17 protein-coding genes are annotated in these 17,488 nt (G+C 61.5%); 8 read left to right on the plus strand and 9 right to left on the minus strand.

The window, feature by feature from the left end; genetic code table 11:
- The first annotated feature begins 27 nt into the window (after positions 1-27).
- From C4J84_RS00315 to C4J84_RS00335, 5 genes are read left to right on the plus strand one after another with little or no spacing between them, the layout of a single operon-like run.
- A complete protein-coding gene (locus C4J84_RS00315) occupies positions 28-792 on the plus strand; it encodes an SURF1 family protein (RefSeq protein WP_124434763.1) in 765 nt (254 codons plus the stop codon).
- The gene (locus tag C4J84_RS00320) at positions 758-1,342 is read left to right on the plus strand and encodes a hypothetical protein (RefSeq protein ID WP_124434764.1); all 585 of its coding nucleotides are present in this window, start codon (positions 758-760) and stop codon (positions 1,340-1,342) included. The genes C4J84_RS00315 and C4J84_RS00320 overlap by 35 nt, the downstream gene beginning before the upstream one ends.
- Positions 1,343-1,352: 10 nt before the next feature.
- Positions 1,353-2,432: a heme A synthase gene (locus C4J84_RS00325; protein ID WP_124434765.1), complete on the plus strand. Its 1,080-nt coding sequence runs from the start codon at positions 1,353-1,355 to the stop codon at positions 2,430-2,432.
- A complete protein-coding gene (gene cyoE, locus C4J84_RS00330; protein ID WP_124434766.1) occupies positions 2,420-3,319 on the plus strand; it encodes a heme o synthase in 900 nt (299 codons plus the stop codon). Before C4J84_RS00325 ends, cyoE begins: the two co-directional genes overlap by 13 nt.
- A complete protein-coding gene (locus C4J84_RS00335; RefSeq protein ID WP_124408723.1) occupies positions 3,316-3,951 on the plus strand; it encodes an SCO family protein in 636 nt (211 codons plus the stop codon). Before cyoE ends, C4J84_RS00335 begins: the two co-directional genes overlap by 4 nt.
- A gap of 161 nt (positions 3,952-4,112) precedes the next feature.
- Here C4J84_RS00335 and C4J84_RS00340 read toward each other — a convergent pair whose 3' ends face one another.
- From C4J84_RS00340 to C4J84_RS00350, 3 genes are read right to left on the minus strand one after another with little or no spacing between them, the layout of a single operon-like run.
- Positions 4,113-4,883 carry a MetQ/NlpA family ABC transporter substrate-binding protein gene (locus C4J84_RS00340; protein WP_124369082.1) on the minus strand — a complete coding sequence of 257 codons (771 nt, stop codon included), beginning with the start codon at positions 4,881-4,883 and terminating at the stop codon, positions 4,113-4,115.
- A gap of 51 nt (positions 4,884-4,934) precedes the next feature.
- Positions 4,935-5,609, minus strand: coding sequence for a methionine ABC transporter permease (locus C4J84_RS00345; RefSeq protein ID WP_124434767.1), 675 nt, complete (start codon positions 5,607-5,609; stop codon positions 4,935-4,937).
- Positions 5,609-6,616, minus strand: coding sequence for a methionine ABC transporter ATP-binding protein (locus C4J84_RS00350; protein ID WP_124365288.1), 1,008 nt, complete (start codon positions 6,614-6,616; stop codon positions 5,609-5,611). The genes C4J84_RS00345 and C4J84_RS00350 overlap by 1 nt, the downstream gene beginning before the upstream one ends.
- A 264-nt stretch (positions 6,617-6,880) precedes the next feature.
- Here C4J84_RS00350 and katE point away from each other — a divergent pair, with 264 nt between their 5' ends.
- Complete coding sequence (gene katE / locus C4J84_RS00355) at positions 6,881-9,022, plus strand: catalase HPII (RefSeq protein ID WP_124434768.1); 2,142 nt, start codon at positions 6,881-6,883, stop codon at positions 9,020-9,022.
- Between the two features lie 115 nt (positions 9,023-9,137).
- Here katE and C4J84_RS00360 read toward each other — a convergent pair whose 3' ends face one another.
- Genes C4J84_RS00360 through zur form a run of 4 tightly spaced genes read right to left on the minus strand, consistent with a single transcriptional unit; the run spans position 9,138 to position 11,943 of the window.
- Entirely contained in the window at positions 9,138-9,857 is a 720-nt protein-coding gene (locus C4J84_RS00360) for a PA5502 family lipoprotein (protein WP_124428290.1), read from the minus strand.
- A 37-nt stretch (positions 9,858-9,894) separates the two neighbouring features.
- Positions 9,895-10,683 carry a zinc ABC transporter permease subunit ZnuB gene (znuB, locus tag C4J84_RS00365; RefSeq protein WP_124360638.1) on the minus strand — a complete coding sequence of 263 codons (789 nt, stop codon included), beginning with the start codon at positions 10,681-10,683 and terminating at the stop codon, positions 9,895-9,897.
- Positions 10,676-11,461: a zinc ABC transporter ATP-binding protein ZnuC gene (gene znuC / locus C4J84_RS00370; protein WP_124360639.1), complete on the minus strand. Its 786-nt coding sequence runs from the start codon at positions 11,459-11,461 to the stop codon at positions 10,676-10,678. The genes znuB and znuC overlap by 8 nt, the downstream gene beginning before the upstream one ends.
- Positions 11,461-11,943, minus strand: a complete 483-nt coding sequence (zur, locus tag C4J84_RS00375) for a zinc uptake transcriptional repressor Zur (protein ID WP_124365291.1) — start codon at positions 11,941-11,943, stop codon at positions 11,461-11,463. Before zur ends, znuC begins: the two co-directional genes overlap by 1 nt.
- A 58-nt stretch (positions 11,944-12,001) precedes the next feature.
- On the opposite strand from zur, the gene C4J84_RS00380 reads away from it, so the two are divergent.
- Positions 12,002-12,931 (plus strand): zinc ABC transporter substrate-binding protein, encoded by a 930-nt coding sequence (locus tag C4J84_RS00380; protein WP_124405918.1) that lies wholly within the window; start codon positions 12,002-12,004, stop codon positions 12,929-12,931.
- 126 nt (positions 12,932-13,057) lie between these two features.
- Here the strand turns inward: C4J84_RS00380 and C4J84_RS00385 are convergent, their stop codons facing one another.
- Together C4J84_RS00385 and C4J84_RS00390 are read right to left on the minus strand one after the other, a co-directional pair.
- On the minus strand, positions 13,058-14,011 hold the full coding sequence (locus C4J84_RS00385; RefSeq protein ID WP_124434769.1) for a homoserine kinase: 954 nt from the start codon (positions 14,009-14,011) through the stop codon (positions 13,058-13,060).
- 56 nt (positions 14,012-14,067) lie between these two features.
- Entirely contained in the window at positions 14,068-14,358 is a 291-nt protein-coding gene (locus C4J84_RS00390) for a DUF2782 domain-containing protein (protein ID WP_124360643.1), read from the minus strand.
- A 74-nt stretch (positions 14,359-14,432) separates the two neighbouring features.
- On the opposite strand from C4J84_RS00390, the gene polA reads away from it, so the two are divergent.
- Positions 14,433-17,228 (plus strand): DNA polymerase I, encoded by a 2,796-nt coding sequence (gene polA, locus C4J84_RS00395; protein ID WP_124434770.1) that lies wholly within the window; start codon positions 14,433-14,435, stop codon positions 17,226-17,228.
- Positions 17,229-17,488: the final 260 nt, after the last annotated feature.

Raw genomic sequence — 17,488 nt, forward strand, 5'->3', positions numbered from 1 at the left:
GGCTCCGGGCTTCAGGGGGAGGGGGCAATGAGATTCAGTATAGCCAGTGCCAGGCAGCGCCTGCGGCCCGGCATCGCGCCGACCTTGGTGGTGCTGCTGTTGCTGCCGTTGATGGTCGGCCTGGGCTTCTGGCAACTGTCGCGCGGTCAGGAAAAACAGCGCCTGGTCGACACTTACGCAGAGCGGCGTGCGGCCGAGCCCTTGGGCAGCGAGCAGCTTGAAGCCAGTGCCGACCCAGCCTTTCGCCGGGTTCATCTGCGCGGCAACTTCGATGCCGAACACAGCGTGCTGCTCGACAACCGTATGCGCGACGGCAGGGCCGGAGTTGAGCTGTTGCAACCCTTCCATGACCAGGCCAGCGGCCTGTGGGTGTTGCTCAATCGCGGCTGGCTGCCCTGGCCGGACCGCCGCACGCCACCGCTTTTCACCACCCCGGATCAACCGGTGAGCCTTGTCGCCTGGGTGTACGTCGCCCCCGGCGAAACCTTCCAATTGCGCGTCGACCCCACAACCGCGCAGTGGCCGCGCCTGTTGACCGCGTTGCATCCCGTCGCGCTGTGGGCTGAATTGCGCCGCAGCGGCTTCGCCTACGAGCTGCGCGCCGAAGCCGGCCCCGGTACCTACGACACCACCTGGCCGGTGGTCGCCATGGGCCCGGAAAAACACCTGGGGTATGCCGTGCAGTGGTTTGCCATGTCACTGGCGCTGCTGGCGCTTTACCTCTACCTCGGATGGCACAACGCAAAGGAGAAGCACCATGGGAGCCGCCATGAATCCACTCAACATGTCTGAGGCGCCGGACCGGCGTAAAGGCCGCTTTCAGTTGATCCTGATCCTGCTGATGGTGGTGGGTCCGATGGTGCTCGCGACCTTTATGTACAAGCTGCAGTTCTGGGTGCCGGACAATCGCAGTTATCACGGTGAAATGATCGGTAACGGCCAGACCCGCGCCGACATCGGCGTGCAGGCCGATGAGCAGCGCTGGCAACTGTTGGTCACCGCCCCCGCCGCCTGCGCCGCCGAATGCCAGCAACTGGTGTACCTCGCGCGCCAACTGCAGATCGGCCTCGGTCGCGATGCGTCCCGCGCCAGCCACGCGCTGGCCAGTGCGCAGCCGGTCGCTACCGACTACGACGCCAGGCTCAAGGCCGAGTACCCGCAATTGCAACGCTACTCACTGGACCTGTCGACCTTCAATCGCAATGCCGACGCGCCGGGCGATGCGCACCTGTGGATCGTCGACCCCCACGGTAACCTGGTGCTGCGCTACGACGCCAAGGTCAACGGCAAGGATTTGCTCAACGACCTGCGTCTGCTGTTGAAACTGTCGAACATCGGATAAGGGCATCGTCATGGCCAAGCCTGGATTTCGCCTCGCGTTGTTTGCCACCTTGCTGGCGCTGATCGTCGTGTTGCTCGGCGCCTATACCCGCCTGACCCATGCCGGCCTCGGGTGCCCGGACTGGCCGGGTTGCTACGGCTTTATCAGCGTGCCGCAGAGCGCGGCTCAGTTGGCCCATGCCGAGCTGCATTATCCGGATACGCCGGTGGAGGCCGACAAAGGCTGGGCCGAGATGACTCACCGCTACTTTGCCGGCACCCTCGCCCTGCTGATCGCGCTGCTGGCGGCGCGTGCGTGGAGCCACCGCCGCGACCCCGGCCAGCCGGTGAAATTGCCGTTGTTCGTGTTGATGGTGGTGATCGCGCAGGCGGCGTTCGGCATGTGGACGGTGACCCTCAAGCTGTGGCCGCAGGTTGTGACGGGGCACCTGTTGGGCGGTTTTGCCACCTTGAGCCTGCTGTTCCTGTTGACCCTGCGCTTGTCCGGTGTGTTGCCCGCATTGATCGTGCCCAGGCGCCTGCAATATTGGGCAACGGCGGGGTTGGTGCTGGTGATCGGGCAGATTGCGTTGGGTGGTTGGGTCAGCTCCAACTATGCGGCAGTAGCCTGTGTCGATTTGCCAACGTGTCACGGCCAATGGTGGCCGGCAGCGGACTTTGCCAATGGTTTTCACCTGACCCAGCATATCGGCCCTAACTACCTCGGCGGTCAGCTGGACAGCGATGCGCGCACGGCCATTCACCTTACCCATCGCGTCGGGGCGGGGCTGGTCACGCTGGTGCTGCTGGGCCTGGCCTGGCAATTGCGCGCGGTGGGCATGACGCGCCTGGCGGGCTTGCTGTTGATCGCCCTGGCGGCGCAAATCAGCCTGGGCCTGAGCAATGTGGCGTTCGGCTTGCCGCTGCCGGTGGCAGTGGCTCACAACGCCGGGGGCGCGGCGCTATTGCTGAGCCTGGTACTGGTCAATTATCACGCGCGTACCAGCCTGGTCCGGGTGCGCGTTCCACGCCCGATTGCCTGGCGGTTTATTCCGCGCAAACAGGTATCGGGCCTGATAACCCTTAAAGGAGAGATGCCATGGCGTCCTTGATCGGCGCAGGTCACGGCCAGGCTATCTGGCGCGACTATCTGGAGCTGACCAAGCCGAAGGTGGTGGTGCTGATGCTGATCACCTCGCTGGTGGGCATGTTCCTCGCCACCCGCGCCGGAGTGCCGTGGACGGTGCTGGTTTTCGGCAACCTGGGCATCGCCTTGTGCGCGGGCGCGGCGGCGGCGGTCAATCATGTGGTGGACCGGCGCATCGATGCGTTGATGGCGCGTACGCACAAACGGCCATTGGCCGAGGGCCGCGTCTCGCCGGCTGCGGCACTGGCCTTTGCGCTGTTGCTGGCGGTGGCGGGCCTGGCGCTGCTGCTGGCCTTCACCAACCCGCTGGCGGCATGGCTGACGCTGGCTTCATTGGTGGGCTATGCGGTGATCTACACCGGTTTCCTCAAGCGCGCGACGCCGCAGAACATCGTCATCGGTGGCCTGGCTGGCGCCGCGCCGCCGCTGTTGGGCTGGGTCGCGGTAACCGGGCATATCAGCGCCGAACCCCTGCTGCTGGTGCTGATCATCTTCGCCTGGACGCCGCCGCACTTCTGGGCGCTGGCCATTCACCGCAAGGAGGAGTACGCCAAGGCCGATATTCCGATGCTGCCGGTCACCCACGGCGAGCATTACACCAAGGTGCATATCCTGCTCTACACCTTTGCCCTGCTGGCGGTGAGTCTGATGCCCTATGTGATCCATATGAGCGGGTTGCTGTACCTGGCCTGTGCGCTGGTATTGGGCGGGCGCTTTCTGCAATGGGCCTGGGTGCTGTACCGTGGCAGCCAGCCGCACGCGGCGATCAACACCTTCAAGTACTCCATCTGGTACCTGCTGCTAGTGTTTATCGCCCTGCTCGTCGACCACTACCTACTGTTGAACCCATGACTCGAACTCAGAAAACTGTCTTCATTCTCGTGGCCCTGGTGGCGTTGATCATGGGCCTGACCGTCAACAAGGTGCTATCGGGCAAAGGCCAGGGCGATCCCACTGCGCTGATCGACGCCGGCATCATCCTGCTGCCGCAAAGTCGCCAGCTGCCTGCGGTGAGCATGACCAACCAGGACGGCCAGCCGGTGCTGGTCGATGAGCTGAAAGGCAAGTGGAGCCTGCTGTTCTTCGGCTACACCTTCTGCCCGGATATCTGCCCGACCACCCTCGCCCAGCTGCGCCAGATCAAGAGCGAACTGCCCAAGGACGCGGTGGATAAGTTGCAAGTGATCCTGGTCAGCGTCGACCCGAACCGCGACACCCCAGCCCAGCTCAAGCAGTACCTGGGCTATTTCGATCCGCAGTTCCAGGGGCTGACCGGTGCGAATGTGCAGGAGGTGCAGACGGTCTCGAATGCGGTGAGCATTCCGTTCATCCCGGCGGACACCAGCAAGCCCAACTACACCGTCGATCACAGCGGCAACCTGGCGCTGATCGGGCCGGACGGTACCCAGCGCGGGTTCATTCGCGCGCCGTTGAATAACCAGAAGTTGGTGGCGCAGTTGCCAGTTCTGCTGCAGCGTAAATAGCTCACGACACAAAACAAATGTGGGAGGGGGCTTGCCCCCGATAGCAGAGTGTCAGTCGATGAAGATGTTGACTGACCTGCCGCTATCGGGAGCAAGCCCCCTCCCACATTTTGATCTCCAGTGTGTTGGAGATCGTTCCCACGCTCTGCGTCCGTGTTGGATCAGAACGCTGGCTTGATCGCGCCTTTGTACTTCTCTTCGATGAATTGCTTCACTTCAGGTGTGTGCAGGGCGGCTACCAGCTTCTTCACCGCGTCCGAATCCTTGTTGTCTTCACGGGTCACCAGGATGTTCACGTAAGGCGAGTCGCTGCCTTCAATCACCAGGGCGTCCTTGGACGGGTCCAGCTTGGCTTCCAGCGCGTAGTTGGTGTTGATCAGGGCCAGGTCGACCTGGGTCAGCACGCGCGGCAGGGTGGCGGCTTCGAGTTCGCGGAACTTCAGGTTTTTGCTGTTACCGGTGATGTCCTTGATGGTCGACAGGATGTTGGTCGGGTCCTTCAGGGTAATCAGGCCGTTGTTGGCCAGCAGCAACAGGGCGCGGCCGCCGTTGGTGGCGTCGTTCGGGATCACCACATTGGCGCCGTCCGGCAGCTCGTCCAGCTTCTTGTATTTGCTCGAGTACGCGCCCAGCGGTTCCAGGTGCACGCCGCCGACGCTCACCAGGTGAGTGCCCTTGGCCTTGTTGAATTCATCCAGGTACGGCTGGTGCTGGAAGAAGTTGGCATCCAGGCGCTTTTCAGCCACCTGTACGTTCGGCTGCACATAGTCGGTAAAGACTTTGACCTGCAGGTCCACGCCTTCTTTGGCCAGCGCAGGCTTCACGAATTCCAGGATTTCTGCATGCGGCACTGGCGAGGCGGCGACCTTGAGGGTCTCGGCGTGGGCAGAAAACGCGGCAACGGCGGCGAAAGCAACCAGTAGTTTTTTCATCCAGCAAGCTCCATGTTCGGGCATCTGCCGGCACCAGGCCGGCCATGGCCGTTATTTTCGAGAAAAGTGCACCACCAGCTTGTCGCCGACGGTTTGCAGAATTTGCACCAGGATCAACAGCATCACTACGGTGACTACCATCACGTCGGTCTGGAAACGCTGGTAACCGAAACGGATCGCCAGGTCGCCCAGGCCACCGGCACCGACCACGCCGGCCATCGCCGTGTAGGACACCAGTGTAATCGCCGTTACGGTAATTGCCGCGAAAATGCCGGGGCGTGCTTCGGGCAGTAAGGCGTTGGTGATGATCTGGCGCGTGCTGGCACCCATCGACTGCGTGGCCTCGATGATGCCGCGGTCCACTTCACGCAGGGCGGTTTCCACCAGGCGCGCAAAGAATGGCGTGGCGCCCACCACCAGCGGCGGAATCGCACCCGCTACGCCCAGCGATGTACCAGTGAGCAGCACGGTGAACGGAATCATCACGATCAACAGGATGATGAACGGCAGCGAGCGCAGGATGTTCACGATCAACGACAGCAGCGCGTACAAGCCTTTTTGCTCGAACAACTGACGTGGGCTGGTCAAGAACAGCAGCACGCCCAACGGCAGGCCCAGCACGACCGTAAAGAACAGCGAACCGAACAGCATGATCATGGTATCGCCGGTGGCGAGCCAGATTTCGGACCAGTCGATGTTGGCAAAGAAGCTCAGGAAAATGTCCATCAGCGCAGCACCTCCATATGAACGTCAGCGGCGGTGAAGCGCGCAAACGCGGCCTCCATGTCACCGCCAGTGACGGCGAGGGTCAATTGCCCGTAGGGAATGTCTTTGATCCGGTCGATACGACCGGCAAGGATGCTGTAGTCCACCCCCGTTTCACGGGCGACGGTACCCAGCAATGGCGCGTAGGTCGCATCCCCCTGGAACGTCAGGCGCACGATACGGCCCGGTACGTGGGCGAAGTCATCGTGCTGCTCGCCTTCATCGACCTGTTCGGCTTCCTGGACGAAGCGCTTGGTGGTCGGATGCTTGGGATGCAGGAACACATCGGCCACCGAGCCTTGCTCGACGATCACGCCGGCGTCCATCACGGCCACCTGGTCGCACACGCGACGAATCACGTCCATTTCATGGGTGATCAACACGATGGTCAGCTTCAGCTCGCGGTTGATTTCCGCCAGTAATTGCAGGACCGACGCGGTAGTTTGCGGGTCCAAGGCGCTGGTGGCTTCATCGCACAGCAGAATCTTGGGTTTGGTCGCCAGGGCGCGAGCGATGCCGACGCGCTGTTTCTGGCCGCCAGACAATTGCGCCGGGTACTTGCGGGCGTGGTCCGACAGACCGACGCGGGCGAGCAGCTCGGCGACACGCAGGTCGATTTCCTTGCGCGACAATTCGCCGGCCAATGTCAGCGGCAGCGCCACGTTGTCTGCAACGGTCTTGGACGCCAGCAAGTTGAAGTGCTGGAAAATCATGCCGACTTGCTGACGGAAACGGCGCAGGCCGTTGGCATCCAGTGCGGTGACTTCTTCGCCGTCGACACTGATCTGCCCGCCACTGGGCTCTTCAAGGCGATTGATCAGGCGCAGCAGGGTACTTTTTCCCGCACCCGAGTGGCCAATCAGGCCAAACACCTGGCCGTTTTCGACGCGCAGGCTGGTGGAGTGCAGGGCTGGAATATCCTTACCGGCGACGCGGTAGGTTTTATGGACGTTTTGAAACTCGATCACGTAGCGAACCTTGTGGGGCGCATGGAAAAGGGATCAGCGGTTAGCCGGGCGCGCATTTTAGCCTGTCCAACTAGCGTTTCTTAGCATTTATTTCGTATCCGTCCAGCGATTTGGCAATAACGAGACCAAAGGTCATAAAAAGGAACGGCTCATAACGCTATCAGTCACTACTTAAGCAATGCGATGTTCCGGGTGCCGTGCCCGGGGCTTCATTCAAACGAGCCGGGGACCGCTCTGGCCACTTTGACTAAGGAGTTTTGACTGATGAGTACCAAGAAGCCAGGCACCCCGCCGAAGAGTGAACTCGCGGGTACCGATACCCTGGACCGAGGCAATACCAACACCAAATTGCAGGCGTTGGAAGAATTCCGTTCCGATGCGACCGGCCAAGCCCTGCGCACTAACCAGGGCGTGAAGATCTCCGACAACCAAAACACCTTGAAGGTCGGTGCCCGTGGCCCTTCGCTGCTTGAAGACTTCATCATGCGTGAAAAAATCACGCACTTTGACCATGAGCGCATCCCGGAGCGCATCGTGCATGCCCGTGGTACCGGCGCCCATGGTTATTTCCAGAGCTACGGCGACCATTCGGCGCTGAGCAAGGCTGGTTTCCTACGTACTCCGGAGCATAAAACGCCGGTGTTCGCGCGTTTTTCCACGGTGCAGGGGCCGCGCGGTTCCGGTGACACCGTACGTGACGTGCGCGGTTTTGCCGTGAAGTTTTTCACCGACGAAGGCAACTTCGACCTGGTGGGCAACAACATGCCGGTGTTCTTCATTCAGGACGCGATCAAGTTTCCTGATTTCGTGCACGCCGTTAAGCCTGAACCGCACAACGAGATTCCTACAGGCGGCTCGGCCCACGATACGTTCTGGGACTTTGTCTCGCTGGTACCGGAGTCGGCGCATATGGTGGTGTGGGCGATGTCTGACCGCGCCATTCCGAAAAGCCTGCGTGCAATGCAGGGTTTCGGCGTGCATACCTTCCGTTTGATCAACACCGAAGGCAAATCGAGCTTTGTGAAGTTTCACTGGCGGCCAAAAGTCGGTACCTGCTCGCTTGTGTGGGACGAAGCGCAAAAGCTGGCCGGTAAAGATACCGATTACCACCGTCGCGACCTGTGGGAATCGATTGAAAGCGGCGACTACCCCGAGTGGGAACTGGGCGTTCAGATCGTTGCAGAAGAAGACGAGCATAAGTTCGACTTCGACCTGCTCGACCCGACCAAGATCATCCCCGAAGAGTTGGTGCCGATCACCCCTCTGGGCAAGATGGTGCTTAACCGCAACCCGGACAATTTCTTTGCCGAGGTCGAGCAGGTCGCGTTCTGCCCAGGCCATATCGTGCCGGGCATCGACTTCACCAACGACCCACTGCTGCAAGGTCGTCTGTTTTCCTACACAGACACCCAGATCAGCCGTCTTGGCGGGCCGAACTTCCATGAGATCCCGATCAATCGCCCGGTCGCACCAAACCACAACAACCAGCGCGATGCCCTGCATCGCAGCGTGATCGATAAGGGCCGCGCAGCCTACGAGCCGAACTCCATCGACGGCGGGTGGCCGAAGGAAACGCCGGCAGGTCCGACCGACGGCGGTTTTGAGACCTACTACGAGCGCATCGATGCGAACAAGGTCCGCGAGCGCAGTGAGTCGTTTGGCGACCATTTCTCCCAGGCCACGCTGTTTTTCAACAGCATGAGCCACCACGAGAAAGAGCACATCATCGCCGCCTACAGCTTCGAGTTGGGCAAGGTCGAGCGCGAACATATTCGTGCCCGCCAGGTGAATGAAATCCTGGCCAACATCGACCTGGAACTGGCCAAGCGCGTGGCGCAGAACCTGGGCCTGCCAGTGCCGACCAAAGGCACGGTGCCGGTACGTGAAACGTCGTTGAAGCAATCGCCGGCATTGAGCCAGGTGAATTTGCTGTCTGGCGACATCAAGACGCGCAAAGTGGCGATTCTGGCGGCTAACGGCGTGGACGGTGCAGCGATTGATGCACTCAAAGCCGCACTTGAGGCTGAAGGTGCGCACGCCAAGTTGCTGGGGCCGACTTCGGCGCCTGTGACCACTGCCGATGGCAAGTCGCTGCCGGTGGATGCGTCAATGGAAGGCATGCCGTCCATTGCGTTTGACGCAGTGTTTATCCCTGGCGGTAAAGAGTCGGTCAAAGCGCTGAGCGGCGACGGTGTGGCGCTGCACTACGTGCTGGAAGCGTACAAGCACCTGAAGGCCATCGCGGTAGCCAGTGACGTGAAGCCTTTGTTGGATCTGCTGAAGCTGGAGGCGGATGCGGGGTTGATCGTGGGTGCGGATGCCAAGGCGTTCAAGGCGTTCTTCGCCGCGATTGCCCAGCATCGGGTCTGGGATCGGGAGCCTAAGGCCAAGGCGATTCCGGCTTAATTATTGGGTTGTTTGTTAGATCGCCATCGGGGGCAAGTCGAATCGTCGCACCGCCCCTCCCACATTTGAAGTGTGAATACATTCAAGTGTGGGAGGGGGCTTGCCCCCGATGCTTTTAGTCGGCTTTACGCGGAATCAGCACAACCTGCGCCGGAATGTGTTTCAAAATTTGCCGGTGAATCTTCAGGTCATACCCTGCATCAATGCGCTTCACCCGTTTGGTCAGCAACGTGGCCAACCACGGGTAATCCTCGGTACGTGGCACCTGAATGCTGACGTCGCACTGGTAATTCACCACATCGGTGGCGATGGCATCCAGCTGATGGCGCATGGCTTCGACATCCGCCAGGTTCAACGCCACGGTGGTGCTCGGCGCCGCCGGGTCGATGACTTTGGCGGCGGGCTTGGCTTCGGCGGCTTTCAAGGCGGCCTCGGCCTGATCCAGCTCGGCTTTGCGCGCATGGCTGATGGCGCTGTTGACGCCACCGGTCAGGGCCGGGGCCTTGGGCATCAGCGCGCGGGCACGGCTCAGGGCTGTGGCGGCGGCGTTGACGTCGCCCTTTTGCAGCACGATCTGGCTGCGCTGCAGGTAGGCTTCGGCCAATTGCCGCTGGTAAGCCTCAAGCGCCGGATCGTTGGGCGATTGGGCCTGCAACGTGGCGAGCTGGTCTTCGGCGGTGGCCAATTCGCTGCTGGCCAGGTTTTGCTCCAGTTGCGCGATGGCCGCAGCACGGGGGTCCAGCGCTTCGGGGGCGGCGGGCGGTGTGCTTTGACAGGCGCCCAGCAGCAGGGAAAATGCGGCAAGGAGCAGATAACGGAAGGTGAACGGCTTCATTCCTGCGACTCTCTATTTGCGCAAAAAGCGAGCAAGTCTACACCCCTCGACGGGGCAGGACAAAACTCAGCAGAAACAGGGCGGCCGCCGATACTACGATCGACGGCCCGGCCGGTGTGTCCTTGAACCATGACAACGCCAGGCCTCCACACACTGCCAACATGCCCAAAAGGCTCGCGCCGATTGCCATTTGCTCCGGCGAACGAGCATGGCGCTGAGCGGCGGCTGCGGGAATGATCAACAGCGACGTGATCAACAATACGCCGACAATCTTCATCGCGACAGCGATCACCACCGCGATCAATAACATCAGCGCCAGGCGCAAGGCCGGCACGGGCAAACCTTCTACCGTGGCGAGTTCCTCGTGCACGGTAATCGCCAGCAGCGGGCGCCACAGGCTCACCAGCAGCACCAGCACCGCCGCGCTGCCGCCCAGGATCCACATAAGATCGACAGGGCTGATCGCCAGCAGATCGCCAAACAGGTAGGCCATCAGGTCGATGCGCACTTCATGCATGAAGCTCAGCACCACCAGGCCCAGGGACAAGGTACTCGGCGCCAGGATGCCCAGCAGCGTATCGGAGGCCAGGGGTTGGCGCTGTTGCAGCGTTACCAACAACACCGCCAGCAGCAGGCAGCCGACAGTGACGGCGATGGTCGGGCTCACATCCAGCAGGAAGCCCATGGCCACGCCGAGCAGCGCGGCATGGGACAGCGTGTCGCCAAAGTACGCCATGCGCCGCCAGACCACGAACGAGCCCAACGGGCCCGCCACCAGCGCCAAAGCCAAGCCTGCCAGCAGGGCGTAGAGCAGAAAATCAGCCATGCTTGCAGCTATCTCCATGAACATGAGGGTGGGGTGCGGCGGGGTCGTCAACCACGGCGCCGTGCAGATCATGGGCGTGGTCATGGTGATGATGGTAGATCGCCAGGCTTTGCGCGTTCTTACCGAACAGCTCGACGAACGCCGGGTCGCCGCTGACCTGCTCCGGGTGGCCGGAACAGCACACGTGACGGTTGAGGCAGACCACCTGGTCCGTGGTGCTCATCACCAGGTGCAAATCGTGAGACACCATCAGCACACCGCAGCCGTGACGGTCGCGCAAGCGGGTGATCAGGCTGTACAGCTCGGCTTGCCCGGCGACGTCGACGCCTTGCACGGGCTCATCGAGCACCAGCAGCTCTGGCTCGCGCAACAGCGCGCGGGCCAGCAGCACGCGCTGCATTTCACCGCCGGAGATGCTCTGCACCGGGCTGTCGATCACCTGTTCGGCGCCGACTTCCTTGAGCGCCGCCTGCGCGCGGGCACGGTCAACCCCCGGTACCAGGCGCAGAAAGCGCAGTACGGAAAGCGGGAGTGTCGGGTCTACATGCAGCTTCTGCGGCATATAGCCCACGCGCAGTTTGGGCCTGCGCCATACGCTGCCACGGTCCGGCTTGAGCAGGCCCAGCACGGCGCGCACGAGGGTGGTCTTGCCAGCGCCATTGGGGCCGATCAGGGTAACGATCTGCCCAGGCTCCACGCTCAATGCGATGTCATCCAGCACGTTTTGCCCGGCGAACGTGACCCCAACCTGCTCCAGGCGGATTAACGCGTTGCTCATCAAGCCCCCTGACAGCCCGAGCACAGGCCGACCACTTCGACCGTTTGCCCTTCGACGCTGAAGCCGACTTCAGCGGCGCTTTTGATGATGGCGTCACTGATGCTTTTTTGTTCAAGCTCGATGGCGGCGTGGCACTGGCGGCAAATCAGGAACTGACCCTGATGCGCGTGTTCCGGGTGGTTACAGCCGACAAAGGCGTTGAGCGAGGCGATGCGGTGCACCAGGCCGTTTTCCAGCAGGAAATCCAGCGCGCGATAAACCGTGGGCGGCGCAGCGCGGCGGCCGTCCTGCTCGCTGAGTACGCCGAGGATGTCGTACGCGCCGAGCGGCTTGTGGCTTTGCCACACCAGCTCGAGCACGCGACGACGCAGCGCGGTCAGGCGCAAACCCTTCTGCGCGCACAGGGTGTCGGCCTCCGACAGCGCGGTGTGAACGCAGTGAGAGTGGTCGTGGGGACGGCTGGCAAGAGGTGTTATAGGCATGAGCGGCGACAGATATTTGATAGAGACGTTATTATGTTACCCGTTCCTACGCCATTGAGTGGTCATCGTGTCCCGACTTTTTCCCGTTTTTGTCGTATTTGTCACCAGTTTGTTCATGGCTGGCGCCGCTCAGGCCGGGGTCAAGGTGCTGACCAGCATCAAGCCGCTGCAACTGATTGCCGCTGCTGTACAGGACGGTATAGCGGTTCCGGAGGTGTTGCTGCCACCGGGTGCGTCGCCGCATAACTTCGCATTGCGCCCATCCGACGTACGGCGCGTGCAGTCGGTAGACCTGCTTTACTGGATCGGGCCGGACATGGAAACATTTCTGCCGCGCGTGCTGAAAGGCCGTACGGCGACAACGGTGGCCGTGCAGGACCTGCCGGGTATGAAACTGCGCAGGTTCGGCGAAGATAGCCACTCCCACGCCGATGAAGCCGACGAACATGACCACGATCATCGTCCCGGCAGTGTGGATGCACATCTGTGGCTGTCGACGGTGAATGCGCGGGTGATCGCGGCGCGTATGGCGGCTGACCTCAGTGCCGCCGACCCTGCCAATGCCGCGCGTTACCAGAGCAACGCAAAGGCCTTCGAGGATCGCCTGGATGCGCTGGATGTGCGCCTGAAGCAGCGTTTGGCCGGCGTTGAGGGCAAACCTTACTTTGTATTTCACGAAGCCTTTGATTACTTCGAAGACGCCTACGGTTTGAAGCACGCCGGCGTGTTTGCCGTTGCAGCCGAAGTGCAGCCAGGCGCCCAGCATGTGGCGGCGATGCGCACGCGGTTACAGGAAGTGGGCAAGACCTGTGTGTTCAGCGAGCCGCCGTTGCGGCCTAGGTTGGCGGAGACGCTGGTGGCAGGTTTGCCGGTGAAGCTCGCGGAATTGGACGCGCTGGGTGGGTACACCCCGGCCACGGCCCAGGGTTATGAGCAGGTGCTGGAAAAACTGGGCAATGACCTGGCTGGCTGCCTGGAATCGCTCTAACAGCCACCGCAGATCAAATGTGGGAGGGGGCTTGCTCCCGATGAGGGAGTGTCAGTGAGCACATCATTGGCTGACCCACCCTAATCGGGAGCAAGCCCCCTCCCACATTTTTGACCGAGCAGGTCTTTAGAGTGCGAATGGCAGGTGGACGCTGACTTGCTGGCGTTGCGCCAAGCGCTGCTCGAACTCCGCCGGGTCATGAATCAACACATCCTGCCCCGCAAACGACTCGGCTGCGATCAGCCGCGACAGCCAGAACCGCACGCACGCGACGCGCAACAGGGTCGGCCACAGCTCGGCTTCCTTCGCGGTAAACGGCCGCAGCCCCGCGTAAGCCCCAAGCAACGCACGGGCGCGCTGCCCATCAATCACGCCGTCGGCATCCGAACACCAGTCATTCAAGGCGATGGCGACGTCGTACAGCATCGGCCCCGAGCAGGCGTTGTAGAAGTCGATCAGGCCGGTCAGGTGCGTGCCTTCGAACATGGCGTTGTCGCGGAACAGGTCGGCGTGTACGTTGGCGCGCGGCAGGGCAAGGATCTGCGCCTTGTGGGCCTGGATCTCGCTCAAGGCGTCCTGCAGAAGCCGCTGTTGCGCGTCGTTCAGGTGCGAAATCAACTGCGCGCCTTCAGTGAGCATCCAATCCAGCCCGCGATCGGTCTTGCGTTCCAGCACCTTGTCGCCCTGGGTCGCCAGATGCAGGTGACCGAGCAAGTCGCCGACCTGGGCGCAATGCTGGGCGTTGGCGTCCTTGATGTGTTTGCCGGCCAGGCGTGGTTGCAGCAGCGCCGGCTTGCCGGCCAACGTGCGCAGGGCGACGCCGTCGGTGGTGCGCAGGGCGTAAGGCACGGGCAGGTCGGCGTCGTGGAGCACGTCGAGCAGTTCGATGAAGAACGGCATTTCGGCGACGGGGCCCCGTTCGACCAGGGTCAGGACGTACTCGCCCTGTTCCAGGCTGATAAAGAAATTGGTGTTTTCGCTACCGGCGGCAATCCCCTGGAAATCAAGCAGGCGGCCGAGCCCGTAAGGGGCAAGAAAGGTTTCCAGCTCGGGCCGAGCCAGGGGGGTGAACACAGACATGGTTAAAACTGCCATTACGGGCGCCGCTCAGCGCGGCGCCGGTTGAAGTTAGGGAATCATTTCCATTCGAAGATCTTCCATGACGGGATCAGCATATCCGGCTGGTCAGAACGAATGAAGTTCGCGTCGGTTCCGTCAGCGCGTACCAGGAAATACGGTGGCGCACCTTTTGGCGTGACCTTGATGGCGTACAGGAAGCCGTTTTGGCGGTACTCCTGGATAGTCTTGTCGCCTTCCGTGCGAATGGTCACTTCCGGATCGGCCGAAGGCGCATCGTCTGCCGCCATGGCAGCCATCGGAGCGAGTGCAATCAAGCCAGTGAACAGCAGGCGATTGAATGTACGCATGATAACCTTGTCCCTTTGTTTTCATTGGTCCGGCTATTCTAGCGCCTGACCCGCCGAAAAGGTTGATCCTGCTCATGAGCCAAGCGCCCCTCGTCCTGGTGGACGGTTCTTCTTATCTGTACCGCGCCTTCCACGCGCTGCCACCGCTGACCACCTCCAAAGGCCTGCCCACCGGCGCGGTCAAGGGCGTGTTGAACATGCTCAAGAGCCTGCGCAGGCAATACCCGAACAGCCCGTTCGCCGTGGTGTTCGACGCCAAGGGCGGGACCTTTCGCGATGACATGTACGCCGAATACAAGGCCAATCGCCCGAGCATGCCCGATGACATGCGCCTGCAGATCGAGCCCCTGCACCAGAGCGTGATCGCCCTGGGCTTCCCGTTGCTGTGCGTCGAAGGCGTCGAGGCCGATGACGTGATCGGTACCCTGGCCCGCAGCAGCGCGGCCGCTGATCGTCCCGTGGTGATCTCCACCGGCGACAAGGACATGGCGCAACTGGTGGACGGGCACATTACCTTGGTCAACACCATGACCGGTAGTTCGATGGACATCGAGGGCGTAAAGGAGAAATTCGGCGTCGCTCCAGAGCAGATCATCGATTACCTGGCGTTGATGGGCGATTCGTCCGACAACATCCCTGGCGTTCCCGGAATTGGCCCGAAGACCGCCTCCGGTTTGCTGGTGGGTGTGAATGGCGGCCTCAAAGAGCTGTATGAACAGCTGGACATTGTGCCGACCCTGCCGATTCGTGGCGCCAAGACGCTGCCGGCGAAGTTGGAAGAGCATAAGGAGATGGCGTTCCTGTCCTATCAGTTGGCGACGATCAAGATCGACGTGCCCCTGGATATCGGCCTGGACGACCTGCACCTGATCGAGCCGGATCGCGAAAAGCTGCTTGAGTTGTACACGCTGCTTGAGTTCAAGAGCTGGTACGAAGAGATCCAGCGCGATACCAAGCGTGTCGAGCTCAAGATGGCAAACGAGGTCGCGCCCGTCGCTGAAGCGTCGGTTGAGGCGGTGATAGCGGTGCCGGTGGAGTCGGTTTACACCACCATCCTGGACCAGGCCACGTTCGATCTGTGGCTGAAGAAGCTCAACGACGCGCCATTGTTTGCCTTCGACACCGAGACCACCGGGATCGACGCCCAACGGGCCCAGTTGGTTGGGCTTTCGTTCGCGGTGCAGCCCCATGAAGCGGCCTATATCCCGCTGACACATGCCTACACTGGCGTGCCGGATCAATTGGACCGTGACACCGTGCTGCTGGCCTTGAAGCCGTTGCTGGAAGATCCGACCAAGCTCAAGGTCGGCCAGCACGCCAAGTTCGACATGAATATCCTGGCCAACTGCGCTATCGGCGGTGACCCTGCGCAGGGCATCACCGTGCGGGGCATCGCCTTCGATACCATGCTCGAATCCTACGTACTGAACTCCACCGCCACCCGCCATGACATGGACAGCCTGGCGAAAAAATACCTGGACCACGACACCGTCAGCTTCCAGGACATCGCCGGCAGGGGCGCCAAGCAGCTGACATTCGACCAGATCGCCCTCGAGCAAGCCGGCCCGTATGCGGCCGAAGATGCCGATGTGACGTTGCGCCTGCACCAGAAGCTGCACGCGCAGCTGGCAGCGATCCCGAGCCTGGCCAGTGTGCTGACGGACATCGAGATGCCGTTGGTGCCGGTGCTGGCGCGTATCGAGCGCCAGGGCGCCCTGGTGGACAAGGCCCTGCTCGGCATCCAGAGCATCGAGCTGGGCAACAAGATGGTCGAGCTGGAGCGCCAGGCATTCGAGATCGCCGGCGAGGCGTTCAACCTGGGTTCGCCCAAGCAGCTCGGGGCGATTCTCTACGAGAAACTCGGCATGCCGGTGTTGAAAAAGACCGGCAAGGGCCAGGCATCCACGGCTGAAGAAGTACTGGCCAAGCTGGCCGAGGATGATTTTCCGTTGCCCAAGGTGCTCATGCAGTACCGCAGCATGAGCAAGCTGAAAAGCACCTATACCGACCGCCTGCCGGAACAGATCAACCCACGTACCGGGCGTATTCATACGTCTTACCATCAGGCGGTGGCGGCAACCGGGCGTTTGTCCTCCAGCGATCCGAACCTGCAGAACATCCCGGTGCGCACCGCCGAGGGGCGACGCATTCGCCAGGCGTTTATCGCACCCAAAGGCTACAAGCTGCTGGCAGCGGACTATTCGCAGATCGAGCTGCGGATCATGGCGCACCTGTCGAAGGACGAAGGGTTGATGAACGCCTTTCGCAATGACCTGGACGTGCACACCGCCACGGCTGCCGAGGTATTCAAGGTTGAATTGACCGAGGTTACCTCCAACCAGCGCCGCAGTGCCAAGGCGATCAACTTCGGCCTCATCTACGGCATGGGCGCCCAGAAGCTCGGCAAGGACATTGGCGTCGATACCAAGACCGCCAAGGCTTATATCGATGTGTACTTCGCACGCTATCCCGGCGTGCGCGAATACATGGAGCGCACCCGCGCCCAGGCGGCGGACCAGGGTTTTGTGGAAACCTTCTTCGGGCGGCGCCTGTACGTGCCGGATATCAACTCCAACAAGCCTCAGGAGCGCGCGGCGGCAGAGCGCACCGCGATCAACGCGCCCATGCAGGGCACGGCGGCGGACATCATCAAGAAAGCCATGGTGAAGGTGGACAATTGGCTGACCGAGTCGGGCCTGGACGCTAAGGTCATCCTTCAGGTGCATGATGAACTGGTACTGGAGGTGCGTGAGGATCTGATCCCGGAGGTCAGCCAGAGAATCCGCGAACACATGAGCGCTGCCGCGCAGTTGGACGTGCCCCTGGTGGTGGACGTGGGCGTTGGCGATAACTGGGACGAGGCCCATTGATTCTGCGGCTGCGCCATCACCGCGCGTGATGGCACGGCGCTTTAGATCGGAAACTGCCGTCAGTTATTTCCAAGAGTTTTTTGAACCCGCAGGAACTTAACCTGTGAACCGTCACTCAGAGTTACTGAATGGGTGGTGAAGCCCTTCAATGCTCCTATGTTGTGTTAAGTGTTGGCAGATATCTGGACCCCGCCCTAGCGGTCCGGAACTTGGACCCCGAACTTCCCTCCCCATACGAAGTCCGGGGTTTTTTTTGCCCG

The organism is Pseudomonas sp. R11-23-07, from assembly GCF_003852295.1.
Taxonomy (GTDB): domain Bacteria; phylum Pseudomonadota; class Gammaproteobacteria; order Pseudomonadales; family Pseudomonadaceae; genus Aquipseudomonas.

Coding starts and splice junctions, on each gene's coding strand:
- C4J84_RS00315 (WP_124434763.1), top strand. CDS start 28: ATGAGATTCAGTATAGCCAGTGCCAGGCAGCGCCTGCGGCCCGGCATC.
- C4J84_RS00320 (WP_124434764.1), top strand. CDS start 758: ATGGGAGCCGCCATGAATCCACTCAACATGTCTGAGGCGCCGGACCGG.
- C4J84_RS00325 (WP_124434765.1), top strand. CDS start 1,353: ATGGCCAAGCCTGGATTTCGCCTCGCGTTGTTTGCCACCTTGCTGGCG.
- cyoE (WP_124434766.1), top strand. CDS start 2,420: ATGGCGTCCTTGATCGGCGCAGGTCACGGCCAGGCTATCTGGCGCGAC.
- C4J84_RS00335 (WP_124408723.1), top strand. CDS start 3,316: ATGACTCGAACTCAGAAAACTGTCTTCATTCTCGTGGCCCTGGTGGCG.
- C4J84_RS00340 (WP_124369082.1), bottom strand. CDS start 4,883: ATGAAAAAACTACTGGTTGCTTTCGCCGCCGTTGCCGCGTTTTCTGCC.
- C4J84_RS00345 (WP_124434767.1), bottom strand. CDS start 5,609: ATGGACATTTTCCTGAGCTTCTTTGCCAACATCGACTGGTCCGAAATC.
- katE (WP_124434768.1), top strand. CDS start 6,881: ATGAGTACCAAGAAGCCAGGCACCCCGCCGAAGAGTGAACTCGCGGGT.
- C4J84_RS00360 (WP_124428290.1), bottom strand. CDS start 9,857: ATGAAGCCGTTCACCTTCCGTTATCTGCTCCTTGCCGCATTTTCCCTG.
- znuB (WP_124360638.1), bottom strand. CDS start 10,683: ATGGCTGATTTTCTGCTCTACGCCCTGCTGGCAGGCTTGGCTTTGGCG.
- znuC (WP_124360639.1), bottom strand. CDS start 11,461: ATGAGCAACGCGTTAATCCGCCTGGAGCAGGTTGGGGTCACGTTCGCC.
- zur (WP_124365291.1), bottom strand. CDS start 11,943: ATGCCTATAACACCTCTTGCCAGCCGTCCCCACGACCACTCTCACTGC.
- C4J84_RS00385 (WP_124434769.1), bottom strand. CDS start 14,011: ATGTCTGTGTTCACCCCCCTGGCTCGGCCCGAGCTGGAAACCTTTCTT.
- C4J84_RS00390 (WP_124360643.1), bottom strand. CDS start 14,358: ATGCGTACATTCAATCGCCTGCTGTTCACTGGCTTGATTGCACTCGCT.
- polA (WP_124434770.1), top strand. CDS start 14,433: ATGAGCCAAGCGCCCCTCGTCCTGGTGGACGGTTCTTCTTATCTGTAC.